General features: G+C 59.3%; 13 protein-coding genes. 5 read left to right on the forward strand and 8 right to left on the reverse strand.

Annotated features, from left to right (window positions below):
• Positions 1-37 precede the first annotated feature (37 nt).
• Positions 38-1501, reverse strand: coding sequence for a glyceraldehyde-3-phosphate dehydrogenase (locus PspS49_RS20120; RefSeq protein ID WP_160041205.1), 1464 nt, complete (start codon positions 1499-1501; stop codon positions 38-40).
• 354 nt (positions 1502-1855) lie between these two features.
• Between PspS49_RS20120 and mfd the strand changes: the two genes are divergently transcribed.
• From mfd to PspS49_RS20135, 3 genes are read left to right on the forward strand one after another with little or no spacing between them, the layout of a single operon-like run.
• Positions 1856-5305 carry a transcription-repair coupling factor gene (gene mfd / locus PspS49_RS20125; RefSeq protein ID WP_160041207.1) on the forward strand — a complete coding sequence of 1150 codons (3450 nt, stop codon included), beginning with the start codon at positions 1856-1858 and terminating at the stop codon, positions 5303-5305.
• Between the two features lie 10 nt (positions 5306-5315).
• Positions 5316-5897: a CsiV family protein gene (locus PspS49_RS20130; RefSeq protein WP_160041209.1), complete on the forward strand. Its 582-nt coding sequence runs from the start codon at positions 5316-5318 to the stop codon at positions 5895-5897.
• An 11-nt stretch (positions 5898-5908) separates the two neighbouring features.
• Entirely contained in the window at positions 5909-8599 is a 2691-nt protein-coding gene (locus tag PspS49_RS20135; RefSeq protein ID WP_160041211.1) for a DEAD/DEAH box helicase, read from the forward strand.
• Positions 8600-8724: 125 nt separating this feature from the next.
• Here PspS49_RS20135 and PspS49_RS20140 read toward each other — a convergent pair whose 3' ends face one another.
• The 4 genes from PspS49_RS20140 to PspS49_RS20155 form a co-directional block, all read right to left on the reverse strand.
• Positions 8725-12018 (reverse strand): DEAD/DEAH box helicase, encoded by a 3294-nt coding sequence (locus PspS49_RS20140; protein WP_160041213.1) that lies wholly within the window; start codon positions 12016-12018, stop codon positions 8725-8727.
• 9 nt (positions 12019-12027) lie between these two features.
• Positions 12028-12765, reverse strand: coding sequence for an S-methyl-5'-thioinosine phosphorylase (locus PspS49_RS20145; protein WP_160041215.1), 738 nt, complete (start codon positions 12763-12765; stop codon positions 12028-12030).
• Between the two features lie 10 nt (positions 12766-12775).
• Positions 12776-13786 (reverse strand): beta-N-acetylhexosaminidase, encoded by a 1011-nt coding sequence (gene nagZ / locus PspS49_RS20150; protein WP_007910482.1) that lies wholly within the window; start codon positions 13784-13786, stop codon positions 12776-12778.
• 158 nt (positions 13787-13944) lie between these two features.
• Positions 13945-14652, reverse strand: coding sequence for a TetR/AcrR family transcriptional regulator (locus tag PspS49_RS20155; RefSeq protein WP_007910473.1), 708 nt, complete (start codon positions 14650-14652; stop codon positions 13945-13947).
• A 229-nt stretch (positions 14653-14881) separates the two neighbouring features.
• On the opposite strand from PspS49_RS20155, the gene lexA reads away from it, so the two are divergent.
• Positions 14882-15490: a transcriptional repressor LexA gene (gene lexA / locus PspS49_RS20160; protein WP_003226590.1), complete on the forward strand. Its 609-nt coding sequence runs from the start codon at positions 14882-14884 to the stop codon at positions 15488-15490.
• 10 nt (positions 15491-15500) lie between these two features.
• Complete coding sequence (gene sulA / locus PspS49_RS20165) at positions 15501-15974, forward strand: SOS-induced cell division inhibitor SulA (RefSeq protein ID WP_150751290.1); 474 nt, start codon at positions 15501-15503, stop codon at positions 15972-15974.
• Between the two features lie 93 nt (positions 15975-16067).
• Here sulA and PspS49_RS20170 read toward each other — a convergent pair whose 3' ends face one another.
• From PspS49_RS20170 to topA, 3 genes are all read right to left on the reverse strand, one after another.
• Positions 16068-16301, reverse strand: coding sequence for a hypothetical protein (locus tag PspS49_RS20170; protein WP_003226592.1), 234 nt, complete (start codon positions 16299-16301; stop codon positions 16068-16070).
• Between the two features lie 106 nt (positions 16302-16407).
• Positions 16408-16932, reverse strand: coding sequence for a DUF6586 family protein (locus PspS49_RS20175; RefSeq protein ID WP_007910470.1), 525 nt, complete (start codon positions 16930-16932; stop codon positions 16408-16410).
• Positions 16933-17075: 143 nt separating this feature from the next.
• Positions 17076-19706, reverse strand: a complete 2631-nt coding sequence (topA, locus tag PspS49_RS20180; protein ID WP_160041217.1) for a type I DNA topoisomerase — start codon at positions 19704-19706, stop codon at positions 17076-17078.
• Positions 19707-19804 lie beyond the last annotated feature (98 nt).

Below are 19804 nucleotides of genomic sequence, written 5' to 3' on the forward strand. Positions count from 1 at the left end.
CGACCAAAGCCGGGGCGTTTTCATGTGCAGCTATCGCTTAGCGCGGGAACGCTGGCGGATTCACATCAGCCATGTCTTCCATCACGCGGATCACCTGGCAGCTGTAACCGAACTCGTTGTCGTACCAGACGTACAGAACAACGCGGTTGTCCTGAACGATGGTCGCTTCAGCGTCGACCACACCGGCGTGGCGCGAACCAACGAAGTCGGTCGAAACCACTTCCTGCGAATTGACGAAGTCGATTTGCTTGTGCAGATCGGAGTGCAGCGCCATGTAGCGCAGGTACTCGTTCATCTCTTCACGGGTGGCGGCTTTCTCAAGGTTGAGGTTGAGAATGGCCATCGACACGTTCGGCGTTGGAACACGGATCGCGTTACCGGTCAGCTTGCCAGCCAGCTCAGGCAGGGCCTTGGCAGCAGCGGTGGCAGCACCGGTCTCGGTGATCACCATGTTCAGCGCGGCGCTACGACCACGGCGATCGCCCTTGTGGAAGTTGTCGATCAGGTTCTGGTCGTTGGTGTACGAGTGAACGGTTTCGACGTGACCGTTGATGATGCCGAACTTGTCGTTGACAGCTTTCAGCACCGGCACGATGGCGTTGGTGGTGCAGGAAGCGGCGGACACGATCTTGTCTTCAGCGGTGATTTCACCGTGGTTGATACCGTGAACGATGTTCTTCAGCTTGCCCTTGCCAGGCGCGGTCAGAACAACGCGGTCGATACCCGGGCACTGCAAGTGCTGACCCAGGCCATCGGCGTCACGCCATACACCGGTGTTGTCCACCAGCAGCGCGTCTTTGATGCCGTACTGGGTGTAATCCACTTCAGTCGGGTTCTTCGCGTAGATCACCTGGATCAGGTTACCGTTGGCGGTGATGGTGTTGTTTTCTTCGTCGATGGTAATGGTGCCGTTGAACGAACCGTGTACCGAATCGCGACGCAGCAGGCTGGCGCGTTTGGTCAGGTCGTTTTCGGCGCCTTTGCGCACGACGATGGCACGCAGACGCAGGCCGTCGCCACCACCGGTTTTTTCGATCAGGATGCGCGCCAGCAGACGGCCGATACGACCGAAGCCGTACAGCACAACGTCAGTGCCTTTACGTGCGGAAGCGTTTTGCTGGCCAACCACGTCAGCCATTTCTTCACGAACGAATTGCTCGGCGCTGCGGCCATTGCCTTCGTTGCGGAATTTGAACGCCAACTTGCCCAGATCCACCGAAGCCGCGCCGAGCTTGAGCTCGCTCATGGCTTTGAGCAGTGGGAATGTTTCGTGGACGGAGAGTTCGCTGTCGTCGGAAGAACGGTGGCGAGCAAAGCGGTGAGCTTTGAGAATCGCGATGACAGACTGGTTGATCAGGCTGCGGCCATAGATCGAGCTCACCACGTTGTTATTGCGGTAGAGCTGACCGATAAGCGGAATCATCGCTTCTGCGAGTGCTTCACGGTCGATCCATTCACCAAGACACTGGTCGGGCTTCTGAGTCACGGTAACCTTCCACATGTAGGGGCAGAAAAAAGGGGCTACATTATGCCGCTGACAACCTCCTGTAGCAATGCGCGCTTGTCGCGAAATCGGTAACAAAATTCCGTTCAAAAAAATTACGCCCCTCTCAAGCCCAGTAAAACCGGGGCTTTCAGCGCAGTCAATTTTTCGACGACTGTTAGACGATGTCTGTAACCCTCCGTAACACCAGCCACTTTCGGCACTACATAACCACAAAAAAACGCCTGCTTTTTATGGTTACCACTACATTTCGTCCAAACAGCGAAGATAGACGTAGTCTGCAACTGACAGGCGGCACCCGACGCCGCTACAATTACCGACTTTGTCGCAAAGCCTGGAGCTCAACCTTCCGTGCCCGTTCTGCGTCTACCGCTACTCCCTGCCGAGGCAGGTAAACAGCATTGGGGCAATTTGCCCGGTGCTGCCCTCAGCCTGGCGATTGCCGAGGCTGCCAGCGCTGCCAAGCGCTTCACCCTGCTACTGACCGCCGACAGCCAGAGCGCTGAACGACTGGAACAGGAGCTGAGTTTCTTCGCCCCGGATTTGCCCGTTCTGCATTTCCCTGACTGGGAAACCCTGCCGTACGACCTGTTCTCGCCGCACCAGGACATCATTTCCCAGCGCATCGCCAGCTTATACAGGCTGCCCGAGCTGGCACATGGCGTGCTGGTGGTGCCGATCACCACAGCGTTGCACCGCTTGGCGCCGACCAAGTTTCTGCTCGGCAGCAGTCTGGTACTGGATGTCGGCCAGAAACTCGACGTTGAACAGATGCGTTCGCGACTCGAAGCCAGTGGCTATCGCTACGTCGACACGGTTTATGAGCACGGTGAGTTCACCGTGCGCGGTGCGCTGATCGACCTGTTCCCGATGGGCAGCAAGTTGCCGTATCGCATCGACCTGTTCGATGACGAAATCGAAACCCTGCGCACCTTCGATCCGGAAAACCAGCGTTCCATCGACAAGGTCGAATCGGTCAAGCTGCTGCCGGCCCGCGAGTTTCCACTGCAAAAAGACGCGGTGACCCGCTTCAAGGCGCGCTTCCGCGAGCGTTTCGACGTCGACTTCCGTCGCTGCCCGATCTTTCAGGATCTGAGCAGCGGGATTACCCCGGCCGGCATCGAGTACTACCTGCCGCTGTTCTTCGACGAAACCTCGACCCTGTTCGATTATCTGCCGCAAGACACCCAAGTGTTCTCGTTGCCGGGCATCGAGCAAGCAGCGGAGAATTTCTGGAACGACGTGCGCAATCGTTACGAAGAACGTCGCGTCGATCCTTCACGTCCATTATTGCCACCGGCGGAATTGTTCCTGCCGGTGGAAGATTGCTTCGCTCGCTTGAAGAGCTGGCCACGTGTGGTCGCCAGCCAGCAAGACGTGGAAACCGGCGTCGGTCGTGAGCGCTTTCCCGCACAAGCACTGCCGAATCTGGCGATTGAAGCCAAAGCCACGCAACCGCTGGCCGCGCTTTCCGCCTTCCTCGATGAATTCCCCGGCCGCGTGCTGTTCACCGCCGAATCCGCTGGCCGTCGCGAAGTGCTGCTGGAGTTGCTCGAACGTTTGAAGCTGCGGCCGAAAACCGTCGACAGCTGGCCGGACTTCGTCGCGAGCAAGGATCGTCTGGCGATCACCATTGCCCCGCTCGACGAAGGCCTGCTGCTGGATGACCCGGCGCTGGCACTGGTCGCGGAAAGTCCGCTGTTCGGCCAGCGCGTGATGCAACGTCGTCGTCGCGAGAAACGCAGTGACGTCAGCAATGACGCGGTGATCAAGAACCTCACCGAACTGCGCGAAGGCGCGCCGGTGGTGCACATCGATCACGGTGTCGGCCGTTATCTGGGCCTGACCATTCTGGAAATCGACAATCAGGCAGCCGAATTCCTCACCCTCGAATACGCCGAGAACGCCAAGCTTTACGTACCGGTGGCCAACCTGCATCTGATCGCACGCTACACCGGCAGCGACGACGCCCTGGCCCCGCTACACCGCCTCGGCTCCGAGACCTGGCAGAAAGCCAAACGCAAAGCCGCCGAACAGGTACGCGATGTTGCCGCTGAATTGCTCGACATCTACGCCCGTCGTGCCGCTCGCGAAGGCTACGCATTTGCCGACCCGAAAGCCGATTACGCAACGTTCAGCGCCGGTTTCCCGTTCGAAGAAACCCCGGATCAGCAATCGACCATCGAAGCCGTGCGCGAAGACATGCTCGCGCCGAAACCGATGGATCGACTGGTCTGCGGTGACGTCGGTTTCGGCAAGACCGAAGTGGCCATGCGCGCCGCCTTCATCGCTGTGCATGGCGGTCGTCAAGTGGCGATTCTGGTACCGACCACCCTGCTCGCCCAGCAGCACTACAACAGCTTCCGTGATCGCTTCGCCGACTGGCCGGTGACTGTGGAAGTGATGAGCCGCTTCAAGTCGGCCAAGGAAGTGAATGCGGCGATCGCCGATCTCGCGGAAGGCAAGATCGACATCGTCATCGGCACGCACAAGCTGCTGTCCGACGATGTAAAAATCAAAAACCTCGGGCTGGTGATCATCGACGAAGAACACCGCTTCGGTGTCCGTCAGAAAGAACAGCTCAAGGCCCTGCGCAGTGAAGTCGACATTCTGACCCTGACCGCCACGCCGATTCCGCGCACGTTGAACATGGCGGTGTCGGGCATGCGCGACCTGTCGATCATCGCCACGCCGCCGGCGCGACGCCTGTCGGTGCGCACCTTCGTCATGGAGCAGAACAAGAGCACGGTCAAAGAGGCCCTGCTCCGCGAACTGCTGCGCGGCGGTCAGGTGTACTACCTGCACAACGATGTGAAAACCATCGAGAAGTGCGCCGCCGATCTCGCCGAACTGGTGCCGGAAGCGCGTATCGGCATCGGCCACGGGCAGATGCGCGAGCGCGAACTCGAACAGGTGATGAGCGACTTCTATCACAAGCGCTTCAACGTGCTGATCGCCTCGACCATCATCGAGACCGGCATCGACGTGCCGAGCGCCAACACCATCATCATCGAGCGCGCCGACAAGTTCGGTCTGGCGCAACTGCACCAGTTGCGCGGTCGCGTTGGCCGTAGTCACCACCAGGCTTACGCTTACCTGCTGACGCCGCCGCGCCAGCAAATCACTTCGGACGCGGAAAAGCGTCTGGAAGCGATTGCCAATACGCAGGATCTCGGCGCCGGTTTCGTGCTCGCGACCAACGACCTGGAAATCCGTGGTGCCGGCGAGTTGCTTGGCGATGGCCAGAGCGGGCAGATTCAAGCCGTCGGTTTCACGCTGTATATGGAAATGCTTGAGCGCGCGGTGAAATCGATCCGCAAGGGCGAGCAACCGAACCTTGATCAACCGCTGGGCGGTGGCCCGGAAGTCAACCTGCGGGTGCCGGCGCTGATTCCGGAAGACTATCTGCCGGACGTTCACGCGCGCCTGATTCTGTACAAGCGCATTGCCTCGGCCACCGACGAGGAAGGCCTGAAGGATCTGCAAGTCGAGATGATCGACCGTTTCGGTCTGCTGCCGGAACCGACGAAAAATCTGGTGCGCATCACTGCATTGAAGTTGCAGGCCGAGCAGTTGGGCATCAAGAAGGTCGATGGCGGCCCGCAAGGTGGACGTATCGAGTTCGAAGCCCAGACGCCGGTCGATCCGATGACGCTGATCAAGCTGATCCAGAGCCAGCCAAAACGCTACAAATTCGAAGGTGCGACGATGTTCAAGTTCCAGGTACCGATGGAACGTCCGGAAGAGCGCTTTAATACTGTAGAGGCGCTGTTTGAGCGCCTTCTCCCGAAAACTGTTTGAAGGACGCCCAATGCGCCTGTTTCGTTCGCTGACTTTGTTGCTGATCTCGCTTTTGATAACAGTGTCAGCACCCTCGGTTTTCGCCGATGACCTGTATCAGGTCGAAATGATTCTGGTCCGCCAGAACGCCGTGCCGGCGATCGTCAGCCGTGCCGCGCCGGAAGACTGGGCCGCTGGCGCCCAGCGCCTGGCCGATGACAGCCAGCGCACACCTGCGCTGAATGACGTCGTCACCAAGCTCACCGCCAGCGGCGACTACACAGTCTTGATGCACAAGGCCTGGCAGCAAACCCTCGGTGAGACGCCAGCCAAAGTCGCGGTCAGCGACGGCCAGGAGCAATTCGGTCAGTTCCCGATCGAGGGCACGCTGGAGATGAAGCTCGGGCGCTTCACCGATGTGAACGCCGACTTCTGGGTCAATCAGATCGACGCCAATGGCCTGGTCACCGCCAGTGAGCGCCTGAAGCAGGACAGCCACACCAAGAATGGCCAGCTCAACTATCTCGACAACGGCCATCTGGCCCTGCTGATCAAGATCACTTCCCTGACCGCGCCTGCGCCACGGGAAGCGCCTGAAGCGATTCCGGACTGATCGAAGTCCTTATGAACCCGCCGCTGAGTAAACCGTTGGCGCCCTCATGGGTCAGCCGATTCAAGGAACAGAGCCTGGAGCGTGGCCGCCGCTACGCCCTGGAAAACCGGGTACGTATCGCCCAGGTCGGCGATGCAACGATTACCGCCAGTTGCGAAGGCTCTGGCGGTAACGTTTACCGTCAGACCATTCATCTTCGCGAGTCAGCCAAAGGCACTTTGTTGCTGGTGGACGCTGGCTGCACCTGCCCGGTGCGCACCAACTGCAAACACTGCGCCGCTGTTTTACTGAAAGTCCAGGAAACCCTCGACTACCCCGCCGCCGCCAAAGACGCCGAGCTGCTGGAGAAACTCCAGGCCGTGCTGGAAAACCGTGGCCCGAAAGCACCGCCGCAAGTGCTGGTCGACAATGTGCAGCCGATGCCGCGCCTGTGGCTGGCCAGCGTCGAGTTCAGCGCTTTCGAACCGCGCAACGGCAAGATGCAGCGCTACATCCAGCATCGTGCGGCGCTGTCGTTCAGCTATCTCGACGAATACGTCAGCGGGCAGAAGAACAGCGACATCCTGATTCGTCAGGAAACCCAGACGCTGCGGATAAAACGTCACCCGGAAGTCGAACAGTCCTACCGCGAACAGTTAAGAATCCTCGGCTTTCGCATCGCCACGCGACAGAGCAAAGCGCTGCCGGAAAGTGCCGGCGAGCTCTACGAGATGGTCAATGACAGCGCCTGGCTGACGTTCACCCTCAACGAACTGCCGAAGCTGCGCAGCCAAGGTTGGGAGCTGCAGATCGATGAGGAATTCGGCTTCGATCTGACCGCCGTGGATGACTGGTATGCCACGGTCGAACAGGTGCCGGATCGCGACTGGTTTGATCTGGAGCTGGGGATCATCGTCAACGGTGAGCGCCTCAGTCTGCTGCCGATTCTGCTCAACCTGATGCGCTCACACGCGGAAATCCTCAACCCGGAACGCCTCGCGCGCCGCCGCGATGACGAGCTGATTCTGGTCAACGTCCCGCAACGCAACATTGAGCACGGGCCACTGCAGGTGGCGTTGCCACTGGGTCGGCTGAAGCCGGTATTGATGACGCTCGGCGAGTTCTATTTGCAGGAGCCGGGCGAAACCACCCTGCGCCTGAGCAAGGCCGACGCCACGCGCCTCAATTCGCTGGAAGGCCTGCCGCTGCTGTGGGAGGGCGGTGAGCAGATCCGCACGTTCGCTCAACGCCTGCGCGACATTCGTGATTTCAGCGTTGAAGCGCCGGAAGGCTTGAATGCGACGCTGCGCCCTTATCAGCTCGAAGGTTTGAGCTGGATGCAATCGCTGCGGCAACTGGAAGTCGGCGGGATTCTCGCGGATGACATGGGGCTGGGTAAAACCCTACAGACCCTGGCGCATATTCTCAGCGAGAAGAACGCTGGACGCCTGGATCGGCCGTGCATGGTGGTGATGCCGACCAGCCTGATTCCGAACTGGCTGGATGAGGCGGCGCACTTCACGCCGCAACTGAAAGTGGTCGCGCTGTACGGCGCCACTCGCAAAAAGCACTTCGACAATCTGGCGGATTACGACCTGATCCTCACCACTTACGCACTGCTGCCCAAAGACGTCGAGCGTCTGGCCAAGCAGCCGCTGCATGTGTTGGTGCTGGACGAGGCGCAGTACATCAAGAACCCCAACAGCAAAGCCGCACAAGCGGCTCGCGAGTTGAATGCGCGCCAGCGCCTGTGCCTCAGCGGTACACCGCTGGAAAACCACTTGGGCGAGCTGTGGTCACTGTTTCACTTCCTGCTGCCGGGCTGGCTCGGCGACGTGAAAAGCTTCAATGCCGATTACCGCGTGCCGATTGAAAAGCGCGGCAGCGAAGTCAGACTTCAGCACTTGAACGGTAGGATAAAACCGTTTCTGCTGCGCCGGACCAAGGAACAGGTGGCTACCGAGTTGCCGCCGAAAACCGAGATCATCCATTGGGTCGATCTCAACGAAGCGCAGCGTGATGTGTACGAAACCATGCGCCTGGCGATGGACAAGAAAGTCCGCGACGAAATCACCCGCAAAGGCGTGGCGCGCAGTCAGATCATCATTCTTGAGGCGCTGCTCAAGCTGCGTCAGGTTTGCTGCGATCTGCGCCTGGTCAACGACGCCACCCTGCCCGCTCGCGGCAGCACCTCGGGCAAGCTCGACAGCCTGATGGAAATGCTTGAGGAGTTGTTCGAGGAAGGACGCAGGATTCTGCTGTTCTCGCAATTCACGTCGATGCTGTCGTTGATCGAGGAAGAGCTGAAAAAACGTAACGTGTCCTACGCGCTACTGACCGGCCAGACCCGTGATCGACGCACGCCGGTGAAGGAATTCCAGAGCGGCAAGCGTCAGATCTTTCTCATCAGCCTGAAGGCTGGTGGCGTCGGCTTGAACCTGACTGAGGCGGATACGGTGATTCACTACGATCCGTGGTGGAACCCGGCGACGGAAAATCAGGCAACCGATCGCGCGTACCGGATCGGCCAGGAAAAGCCGGTGTTTGTCTACAAGATGATTGCCCGGGGCACGGTGGAAGAGAAGATTCAGCACCTGCAAAAGGAAAAATCCGACTTGGCGGCAGGCGTGCTGGATGGGCGTAAGGCCGGAGACTGGAAGTTGCAGAGTGATGATATCGAAGCGCTGTTTGCGCCGTTACCGGACAAGCTCGACAAGCGTTGAGATATTTGTCGCCTGTTAAATAGCTTTCGCGAGCAGGCTCGCTCCCACAGTTGGAATGCATTTCCCATGTGGGAGCGAGCCTGCTCGCGAATAGGGCGCCTCGGTCTAACGGTTAAAACCCAAGCTCAATCCTTGGAAACCGGCAACGGCGCAAACAGCGCCTCGATGTCACTCTGCTCCAGCTTCCAGCCACCCGTCGTCCCGCCTTCAAGCACCGCCCCGGCCAGCGCGGCTTTCTCCTGCTGCAACGCCTGTATTTTTTCCTCTACCGTGCCGCGAGCGATCAGCTTGTAAACGAACACCGGGTTGTTTTGCCCGATTCGATACGCACGATCGGTTGCCTGATTCTCCACCGCCGGGTTCCACCAAGGGTCGAAGTGGATCACTGTGTCCGCAGCGGTCAGGTTCAAACCGGTCCCCCCGGCCTTCAGACTGATCAGAAACAACGGCACCTTGCCGCCCTGGAAATCCTTCACCGGCGTGCGTCGATCCGTGGTGTCACCGGTCAGCAGCGAATAGGCAATGTCACGTTGCCGCAATTCTTCCTCGATCAAGGCGAGCATTGAGGTGAACTGCGAGAACAGCAGAATCCTGCGACCTTCGCCGAGCAGCTCTTCGAGCATCTCCATCAAGCTCACCAGCTTGCCACTGCCGGAGCGCAGCGCCTTCGCCGTCAGCGGCATGTTGATCAGGCGCAAGTCGCAACAGACCTGACGCAGCTTGAGCAAGGCATCGAGAATGATGATCTGACTGCGCGCCACGCCACTGCGGGCTATTTCGTCGCGGACTTTTTTGTCCATCGCCACGCGAACGGTTTCATAGACGTCGCGCTGGCCGTCGCTGAGATCCACCCAATGGACAATTTCGGTTTTCGGTGGCAACTCGGGGGCGACCTGGTCCTTTTTGCGACGCAGCAAAAACGGCTTGATGCGCGCTGTCAGGTGCTGCATGCGCTGAACATTGCCGTGCTTCTCGATTGGCGTGCGGTAATCGCGATTGAAGGATTTGCTGTCGCCGAGCCAACCGGGCATGAGGAAATGAAACTGCGACCAAAGCTCGCCCAGGTGGTTTTCCAATGGCGTGCCGCTCAGGCACAAGCGCTGGCGGGCCTGCAGGTCACGGGCCGCTTGCGCCGCTTTACTGATCGGGTTTTTGATGTTCTGCGCTTCGTCGAGAATCAGCACGCTCCACGTCTGCGGCTGCAAGGTCTCCAAATCCCTTGGCAGCAACGCGTAAGTGGTCAGCACCAGATCGTACTCAGCCAGATTGGCGAAATCCTTTTGCCGCCCCGTGCCGTGCAGCGCCAATACTTTCAACTGAGGGGTGAAACGCTCGGCCTCGTCGAGCCAGTTGGGAATCAGGCTGGTCGGCATCACCGCCAGAGCCGGGCAATCGAGGCGACCGGCGTGTTTTTCCGTGAGCAGATGCGCCAGGGTTTGCAGCGTTTTGCCCAGCCCCATGTCATCGCCCAGAATGCCGCCGACCTCAAGCTCGCGCAGGGTCTGCATCCAGTTCAGCCCTTCGAGCTGATACGGGCGCAGTTGCGCGTTAAGGCCGGCCGGCGCAGCGACGTGGGAGTGACTGGAATTCTGCAGGCGCTTGGCAAAGGTGCGCAGCCGCTCGCCCCCCTGCCAATCCAGCGGCACGCCATCGAGCATACTCAAGCGCGCGGCGTCCGGGACACTCAAGCGCAGTGCATCGCCCTGATGACCGCCCAAGTACAACTCGCCCAGCGTGGCCATCAGCGGCTTGACCCGACTCAGCGGCAGCGCGACCTTGGCGCCCGAAGAGTCACCAAAACCGCTGGGTTTCAGTTCGATCAGGAGTTTTTCGTCATCGCTGCGTTGTGCCAGATTGACCGGGTCAAGCAAGCGCGGCTGGGTGCGCAACAAGTGCAGAAGGATTGGTAGCAAACTATAGCGCTGGCCATTGACGACGATACCCAACTGCAAGTCAAACCACTGATGCCCAGCCTCTTCTTCGACCTCGGCGTACCAATGCTCAACCGGTTGCACATTGAAATGAAAGCCGGGACTCATCTCCACTTCCCAGTTCGAGGCGCGCAACGTGGCAAGCCCTTCGTGCATAAACCCGAGCCAGGCGGAATCATCCGGCAACGTGAACATCTCGCCGGGACGATCCAGCGAGCTCTTGCGCGTGGCTTTTTTGAAACCGAGCTTTTGCAGGATCTGGCGCAGTTTCTTTTCCACCGCAGGCTGGCGTTGAATGCGCTGGGTTTCGGTACCGTTGAGGATCATTACTTCCGGGTTGCGATCCACCGTCGGCTGGCCGTTGTAGGTAAACACCAGAGCGGCGCGGTGCTCAAGAATGTACTCCCAGCGCGAGCGCTCCCGACCGCTGACGAGGGTGAGTTGCGGCTGCGGAAGTACGTCGTCGATGACTCGTTCGGTCAGTTGGTGTGGCGGCGGGATTCTCGTCGCGGCGCTCATGCGATGGCTGAACTGCATGGCCTGACGCGCCGGAATGTCCGGCGCCAGAGTCAAATGGCTGGCCAGTTTTTCTTCCAGCTCATTGAACAGAGGGCCAATCTGCCGCTGTTCACGATCCAGGTAATAAAGCGGCTCCAGCGCCAGCACAGTTTCCTGCGCAGCCTCGGCACTGCTCCACTGCGCGCGGAAACCGCCGTCGGCCTGCTCGGCCCAGGCGAACTGACCGATGCGCTTCGCGCCCGGCACCAACGGTCGCAGATCCTCGAAATCGAGGAACAGCCGCGAGGTGCGCAGGAGCATTTCCAGCAGTTCGGCGCCGCTGCTGCCTTCCAGCGGATAGCCGCTGTAATAGGCGTGGTGAGAGTGCATGGCAACCAGCAGCCTGGCAACGCGCAGATCCAGCTCGGACAGGTAGCCGGGCTGACGCATGAGCATTTCCGCTAGCGAATACATCGGTTTGACTTCGCGTAACTCGCCGCTCTTGAGCTGGGAAACCTTGAAAATATCGAGCAGCCACTTGCCGCTCACAGGCGTTGGCTTGAGCTTGTAAAACAGGCGCGTGCCTGCGGTTTGCGCGCCTTCTTCAGCAGGCTTGGCCGGCACGGGAATGGTCGAAAGCCAATGCTCCAGCGCCCGCCCCAAAGGGATCTGTGCGTCACTTTCAGACGCATCATCAGCACTGCCCTGCAGGTGATAGAGCACCGCAGCGCAGTGCTTGCAGTCGATTACGACAGGACAGCTGCACAGGCAACGCAAGTTGACGGAACCCAGCCGATCTTCGGACAGGTAAATGCTTTGTTCATACGCCTGATTTTCCGAACCGACGCAGAACGCCTCGATCTTTTTGTCATTGATCTCAATGATCTCTACCCGGTCCTCGGCGGCATAAGCGCGAGCCTTGGCCAGCGCCTTGCTACTGAATGCCTGAGTCCAGGCCAACGACTTGAGCTGTTCGATGAAAATGCTCATGGGCAGCCCTTAGCCGGCCAACACCCGCGCCAATGAAGACTTCACCTTGCCCATGCCGTCATGCAAGGCCTGCTCGATCTCGGCCATGGTGATCACTTCGGTGGTCTTGCCCGCTGCCGGGTTCACCACCAGTGCCAGACAGGCATAATCCAGATCCAGCTCGCGGGCCAGTGCCGCTTCCGGCATACCGGTCATGCCGACGATGTCACAGCCATCACGCTCAAGACGCACGATCTCGGCGACCGTTTCCAGACGCGGGCCCTGGGTGCAGGCATACACGCCCTGATCGCTGTACTCGCAACCTTCGGCGGCCACAGCGGCGATCAATTGCTGACGCAGCGGTTCGCTGTAGGGAAAGCTGAAGTCGATGTGGGTGACGTGCTCCAGATCATCGGCGAAAAAGGTGTGCTCGCGGCCGCTGGTGTAGTCGACGATCTGGTGCGGCACGCAGAAGTGCCCGGTGCCCATGGCCGAATGGATCCCGCCCACGGCGTTCACCGCGATGATTGCCTCGGCACCCGCCTGCTTCAGCGCCCACAGGTTGGCGCGATAGTTGACCTTGTGCGGCGGAAAACGATGCGGGTGGCCATGACGGGCGAGGAACAGCACTTCCTTGCCGGCGTATTCGCCAATTTGCACGTCGGCCGATGGCGCGCCGTAGGGCGTGTCCACCGCCAGCGATTGGCGAATGGTCAAGCCTTCGAGCTGGGTCAGGCCGGTGCCACCGATGATTGCGTAAACCGTCATAGCAAAATCCTTAATCGATCAATTGAGCGTCTTTGAGCGCGCCGATGGCGGTGAGCCAGCGCGGATCCTGCCGGTAATCAGTACTGGCGAATGCCTGGCCGCGCATGCGCGCGATGCGCGCGGACGGCTTGACCTTCATGCGTTGTGCGGCGCTCAGGGCCAGTTCGGCAGCGGCGCGGTCGTTGCACACCAGGCCCATGTCGCAACCGGCAGTCAAAGCGGCTTCGATGCGGCTGGCGGCATCGCCAACCACGTGGGCGCCGGCCATCGACAGATCGTCGCTGAAGATCACGCCGTCGAATTGCAATTCGCCGCGCAGGATATCTTGGAGCCAACGCCGGGAAAAACCGGCAGGCTGCGAATCCACCTGCGGATAGATGACGTGCGCCGGCATGATCGCGGCCAGTTGCTTGCTGAGCTTGGCGAATGGCACGAGGTCGTTGGCGCGGATCTCGTCGAGGCTGCGCTCGTCGTTCGGGATCGCGACGTGGGAATCCGCTTCTGCCCAGCCGTGGCCGGGGAAATGCTTACCGGTCGCAGCCATGCCGGCGCTGTTCATGCCGCGAATGAATGCACCGGCGAGCAGTGCCGCACGCTCGGGATCACCTTCGAACGAACGGGTGCCAACGACTGCACTGCGTTGATAATCCAGATCGAGCACCGGGGCGAAGCTCAGGTCGAGCCCGACCGCCAGCACTTCGGTGGCCATGATCCAGCCGCATTGCTCGGCGAGGTATTCAGCATTCGGGTTGTCGGCGATGGCGCGCATGGCCGGCAGACGCACGAAGCCCTGACGCAGACGCTGCACGCGACCACCCTCTTGATCCACTGCCAACAGCAGATCCGGACGAATCGCGCGAATCGACGCACTGAGCTCACGCACCTGGCGCGGATGCTCAATGTTGCGCGCGAAAATGATCAGGCCGCCCACTTCGGGCTGACGCAACAATTGGCGATCTTCAGCCGTCAGCCAGGTACCGGCGACGTCCACCATCAACGAGCCTTGCAGGCCAGCAGTCATAGAGATTCCTTGAAAACGAAAAACCCGACCCGCAGGAAATCGCTACCGTGAGCCATGCTCGGCAGGTCGGCAATTTCTATGAGGATCGGGTTCAGAACGTGAGTCGGCATGGGCGGCTAGCTTAGCGGATACAAGCTGCCACGCCCACCCGTGCGCGGTTAAACCTTGGCGGCGACCGGCGTTGATTTGCTGCGCGGACGCAGTTGTGCAGTAGCCATCGCCGCGTCGGTGACACCGGTCTCGGCACGCATGCCGGCAGCGAGGAACGGCACCATCAGGCGCATCACTTGCTCGATGGAGGTGTTGACGCCGAAATCCGTCTCGGCGATCGCCCGCAAAGCCTTGATCCCGGACATGCTGAACGCGGCAGCACCGAGCATGAAGTGCACGCGCCAGAACAGCTCGATCGGCGGAATGCGTGGTGCGGCTTCGTTGACCAGCAACATGTAGCGACGGAAAACCTTGCCGTACATGTCTTCCAGATAACGACGCAAGTGGCCCTGGCTCTGGCTGAACGCGAGGCCGAGCAAACGCATGAAGATCGACAGGTCGTTGCCGCTGCGTGGCTGAACCACGAGAGCCTGTTCGACAAGGATTTCCAGCAGCTCTTCTAGGGTTGGCTTGTTTTCAGGCTTGGCCTGACGCCGCTCCAGCTCTTTATCGAGACTGATGCAGAACGGCCCGAGGAAGCGCGAAAAAACCGCCTGGATCAGGGCTTTCTTCGAACCGAAATGATAGTTCACTGCTGCCAGGTTGACGCCAGCCTTGCTGGTGATCAAACGCAATGAGGTTTCAGCGAAACCTTTCTCCGCGAACAACTGCTCGGCAGCATCAAGAATGCGTTCAACGGTTTCCGACTGGGCCATGGCTACTCCGCCTGACAAACACTTGTTTGAAACATACGTTTCAGCCTGTGCCTTGTCAAGCCTGCCGGTTCGTTTTGGGAATGGTCGGTCAGCTATTTAACCACACAAGACCGATGCATTAATAAGCAAGGCTGCCGACCGTCTGGCGGCCGACAAAAAAACGGGCATTGCCAAGGGCGCTTCACTGTATATAATCCCAGTCACTGTATAAAAAGACAGAGCGATCAATATGCTAAAGCTGACGCCACGCCAAGCCGAGATTCTGGCCTTTATCAAACGTTGCCTCGAAGACAACGGTTATCCGCCAACCCGTGCGGAAATCGCTCAGGAACTGGGCTTCAAGTCGCCGAACGCGGCTGAAGAACATCTCAAGGCACTGGCCCGCAAAGGTGCCATCGAGATGACCCCTGGCGCTTCTCGCGGTATTCGCATTCCCGGCTTCGAAGCCAAGGCCGACGACTCCACCCTGCCGATCATTGGCCGGGTCGCTGCCGGCGCGCCAATCCTCGCCCAGCAGCACATCGAAGAATCCTGCAATATCAACCCGGCCTTCTTCCATCCGCGCGCCGACTATCTGTTGCGCGTGCACGGCATGAGCATGAAGGACATCGGCATTTTCGACGGTGACCTCCTTGCCGTGCACACCACCCGCGAGGCGCGTAATGGCCAGGTCGTCGTCGCCCGCATCGGCGATGAAGTGACCGTCAAACGCTTCAAGCGTGAAGGCAGCAAGGTCTGGCTGATTGCCGAAAACCCTGAGTTCGCCCCTATCGAAGTCGACCTGAAAGATCAGGAACTGGTGATCGAAGGTTTGAGTGTCGGCGTAATCCGCCGCTAAAGGAGGCTTTATGCAGTTCCCACACACCCCTCAGCAAACACAACTGCCTTTATTCGAAGCGTTTCTGGCGCAACCGATGGCGCCGATCCTGAAAGAGGTCGTCGAGCGCCCATGGAATGCCGAACCCGAAGTATTCAGTGAGCTGTCACTGCGGGGTGCTGCCGGGAACTGCCTGAACCTGCTAGCCCCGATCCTTCGCGAACTCAGTGAAGATCAGGACGCGCGCTGGCTGACGCTGATAGCGCCTCCTGCAAGTCTGACCCAGACATGGCTGCGGGATGCCGGCTTGAATCGCGAGCGTATTCTGCTGCTGCAACCAAGAGGCGCTCAAAGCGCTCAGCAACTGGCATGCGAAGCTCTACGATTGGGTCGCAGTCACACCGTCGTCACCTGGCTCAACCCGCTGAGCGCGAATTCGCGGCAACAACTGATCAGCGCCGCACGCACGGGCGACGCTCAGAGCCTGAACATTCGTTTGGGTTGATTGGCTGACAACATGCGCTGTGTGAAGCGCAGGGCTTCTCCAGGGACAGAGAAGCCGATCTGAAGCAGTAACGCTAAAAGAAAAAGACGGGGATCAATGAAGAACCCGCGGCCCCTCTTCCTTATCAAACTCGCCTTCGACCATGCGACCGGCCATTTGCACGCCGACGCTTAACATCGCCTTGGCGATCTCCACATGCTGACCTTGCAGGAACGCCTTGGCATCCTCGGAGAAATCCAGCGTCACCAGAGAACCCTCGTCCTCGGCCCTGCGCAGCTCAATTCGGCCGTCGGGTAACTCGACAATTTCTAGAAAGGACGTTGGCATAAAGGTCTGTTCTCCACGAAAGGCAGGGATTATATAGACATCATTCAGGCTTCGCTCGGGATCTTGACCAGCAGCATGTTTCAGATTGCCACCGTGTCAATCGCCCTCAGCACTCGTTCAAGCCTTCGCGGAAACGTATCGCCAGACCTTTCAAGTTCTGCCGCCAGCTCTCCAGCTCCTCTCGACTCAACTCTTCTGGCGCTTCTTCTTCATCCAGATTAATCGCCTGAATCAACGGTTGCGTCACATCACCCTTCGGCTTGTGCGGCACTCGTGGCGGTTGAAACAGCGCCGAATGCGCTGCCAGCAGTTTTGCCAACCAGGTTTCAGAATTGCCCGCCAACTCAACCATTTCGGCCAGTTCGGGAATCGCAATCGACTCCAGCACTTCACGCGTCAGCAGCATCTCGGCCCGCGGCGCATTGGCCTGCGGCAGACGATAGAAACCCGCGATCTCATGACAAAGCCCCAGCAAGGCACCGTACAGGTGAAACAGCGCCGATTCACGCCCAGCCTGAATCAACGCCAGAGAATTCATCGCCCGCCCCTCTTCAGCGCGAGCCAAGGCTTCGAGCGACAGGCCGGCGAAATAGATCTTCTGGTTGGTGCGGGTATAGAGTTCGTGAGCCATGACGGCGCTCTCCACAACGAAATAATTGCTTCACACAGGCCGGACAGTGTCGTGGATCAGCCGATCCCACCGCAAGCACAAAACAAAAAGGCCGCATGAAAACCCAAGGGTTCTCATGCGGCCTTTCAGTGTCGGACTAACGCTTACTCAGCTTTGGCCTTCGCACGCTTGTCTTCAACCGTCCACTTGCCACCGTCGAAGTACGCCTTCCAACCGGTAGGCTTGCCGTCGACTTCGGTCTGCACGTACTGCTCCTTGGTCTTGCGGCTGTAGCGGATGACCGCTGGCAGACCATCAGGATCCTTCTTAGGCGCGTCGCAGAGGAAGTGGTACTTCGGATCGATTTCGTCCTTGTGCGGCACAATCTCGATCACCAGCGGAGCACGGGTCTCACGGTTTTTCGGGAACTGGCTGGCAGCCAGGAACAGACCAGAGGCCCCGTCACGTAGGATGTAAGTGTCGTTGACCTTTTCGCATTTCAGCTCAGGCATCTTCACCGGATCCATCTTCGGCGGCGCTGCATCACCGCTTTTCAGCAGTTTGCGGGTGTTCTTGCACTCAGGGTTGGTGCAACCGAAGAACTTGCCGAAACGGCCAGTCTTGAGCTGCATCTCGCTGCCACACTTGTCGCATTCCAGGCTCGGACCTTCGTAGCCCTTGATGCGATAGCTGCCCTCTTCGATTTCGTAGCCAGCACAATCCGGGTTGTTACCGCAGATGTGCAGCTTGCGCTTCTCGTCGAGCAGATAAGCGTCCATCGCCGTGCTGCAGATCGGGCAACGATGCTTGCCGCGCAAAACCAGAGACTCCGACTCACCCTCATCGTCCGCAGCGATCTCGTCGCCCGGCACCAGGTTGACGGTGGCTTTGCAGCGTTCTTTCGGCGGCAGGCTGTAGCCTGAGCAACCGAGGAACACGCCGGTCGACGCAGTCCGAATCTGCATCGGACGCCCACAGGTCGTGCACGGAATGTCGGTCATGACCGGCTGATTGGCGCGCATGCCGCTTTCAGGGTTTTCGGCTACTTCGAGTTTCTTTTTGAAATCGCCGTAGAACTCGTCCAGCACGCTTTTCCAGTCGCGCTCACCCTGTGCCACGTCATCGAGGTTCTCTTCCATGCCGGCAGTGAAGCCGTAGTCCATGAGGTTGGAGAAGCTTTCCGACAGACGCTCGGTAACGATGTCGCCCATCTTTTCCGAGTAGAAACGACGGTTGTGCAGAGTCACGTAGCCGCGATCCTGAATGGTCGAAATGATCGCAGCGTAAGTCGAAGGACGACCGATGCCACGTTTTTCCATTTCTTTAACCAGGCTGGCTTCCGAGTAACGCGCCGGCGGCTTGGTGAAGTGCTGCGATGGATCAAGCTTGATCAGCTTCATCACGTCGCCCTGCGCCATATCAGGCAGAACGTCGTCGTCGCCTGGCTTGGCAATTTGCGGCATAACGCGGGTGTAACCGTCGAACTTGAGGATACGGCCCTTGGCGCGCAGCTCGAAGTCGCCAGCGCCGACGCTGACAGTGGTCGACAGGTATTGCGCCGGCAGCATCTGGCAAGCGAGGAACTGACGCCAGATCAGCTCGTAGAGGCGCTCAGCGTCACGCTCCATGCCTGCGAGCTTGCTCGGCGTGGTGTTGGCGTCGGAAGGACGGATCGCTTCGTGAGCCTCTTGCGCGCCTTCTTTGCTGCTGTAGACGTTCGGCGTTTCCGGCAGGTACTTCTTGCCGAACTCGTCTTCGATGTAGGTGCGCGCCATCGCCACGGCATCAGCCGAAAGGTTGGTCGAGTCGGTACGCATGTAAGTGATGTAGCCAGCTTCGTACAGACGCTGGGCCATCATCATGGTTTTCTTCACGCCGAAGCCCAGGCGGTTACTCGCAGCCTGTTGCAGGGTCGACGTGATGAATGGCGCCGAAGGCTTGCTGCTGGTCGGCTTGTCTTCGCGCTTGACGATGCTGTAGCTGGAAGACTTGAGCTTCTCCAGCGCAGCCATGGCCTGGGCTTCGTTGAGCGGCTTGAAGGCTTCGCCTTTCTCGCGAGCTACTTCGAAACGCACGGTCGAGCCTTTGGCGGTGCCGAGATCGGCATGCACTTCCCAGTACTCTTCCGGGTTGAACGCACGAATTTCGCGCTCACGCTCAACCACCAGCTTCACGGCTACCGATTGCACACGACCGGCAGAAAGGCCACGAGCGATCTTCGCCCACAGCAGCGGCGAGACCATGTAACCCACAACGCGGTCAAGGAAACGACGCGCCTGCTGTGCGTTGACACGATCGATGTCCAGCTCGCCCGGCTCCGAGAAGGCTTCCTGAATCGCCTTCTTGGTGATTTCGTTGAACACCACGCGCTTGTAGCGGCTGTCGTCACCACCGATGGCTTCGCGCAGGTGCCAGGCAATGGCTTCCCCCTCGCGATCCAAGTCGGTTGCGAGATAGATGGTGTCAGCATCTTTGGCGAGCCGGCGCAGCTCTTCGATGACCTTCTCTTTACCCGGGAGGATCTCGTACTTGGCTTTCCAGCCATGATCGGGATCGACACCCATACGCGAGACCAGCTGCTTGCGCGCTTTCTCTTTCGGCGAGAGCACCGGACCTTCGCCCGCAGCAGCCTTGCCGCGCTTGGCGGCTGGCTCTTTGCTGGCGCTAGCCGAACCGCTGGTGGGCAGGTCTCGGATATGGCCGATACTCGACTTCACCACGTATTGGTTACCCAGATACTTGTTGATGGTCTTGGCCTTAGCCGGGGATTCCACAATGACCAGCGATTTGCCCATGGATCAGAAAATTCCTGAATTCTAGAAGTGAAAGGCGGTTGGCGCCTGACGCGGCACCGCTATATATAGTTGATACAAGGTGAGGTCAAGCACAGGGT

Source organism: Pseudomonas sp. S49 (assembly GCF_009866785.1).
Lineage (GTDB): Bacteria > Pseudomonadota > Gammaproteobacteria > Pseudomonadales > Pseudomonadaceae > Aquipseudomonas.

Coding starts and splice junctions, on each gene's coding strand:
- PspS49_RS20120 (WP_160041205.1), bottom strand. CDS start 1,501: ATGTGGAAGGTTACCGTGACTCAGAAGCCCGACCAGTGTCTTGGTGAA.
- PspS49_RS20130 (WP_160041209.1), top strand. CDS start 5,316: ATGCGCCTGTTTCGTTCGCTGACTTTGTTGCTGATCTCGCTTTTGATA.
- PspS49_RS20135 (WP_160041211.1), top strand. CDS start 5,909: ATGAACCCGCCGCTGAGTAAACCGTTGGCGCCCTCATGGGTCAGCCGA.
- PspS49_RS20140 (WP_160041213.1), bottom strand. CDS start 12,018: ATGAGCATTTTCATCGAACAGCTCAAGTCGTTGGCCTGGACTCAGGCA.
- PspS49_RS20145 (WP_160041215.1), bottom strand. CDS start 12,765: ATGACGGTTTACGCAATCATCGGTGGCACCGGCCTGACCCAGCTCGAA.
- nagZ (WP_007910482.1), bottom strand. CDS start 13,786: ATGACTGCTGGCCTGCAAGGCTCGTTGATGGTGGACGTCGCCGGTACC.
- PspS49_RS20155 (WP_007910473.1), bottom strand. CDS start 14,652: ATGGCCCAGTCGGAAACCGTTGAACGCATTCTTGATGCTGCCGAGCAG.
- lexA (WP_003226590.1), top strand. CDS start 14,882: ATGCTAAAGCTGACGCCACGCCAAGCCGAGATTCTGGCCTTTATCAAA.
- sulA (WP_150751290.1), top strand. CDS start 15,501: ATGCAGTTCCCACACACCCCTCAGCAAACACAACTGCCTTTATTCGAA.
- PspS49_RS20170 (WP_003226592.1), bottom strand. CDS start 16,301: ATGCCAACGTCCTTTCTAGAAATTGTCGAGTTACCCGACGGCCGAATT.
- PspS49_RS20175 (WP_007910470.1), bottom strand. CDS start 16,932: ATGGCTCACGAACTCTATACCCGCACCAACCAGAAGATCTATTTCGCC.
- topA (WP_160041217.1), bottom strand. CDS start 19,706: ATGGGCAAATCGCTGGTCATTGTGGAATCCCCGGCTAAGGCCAAGACC.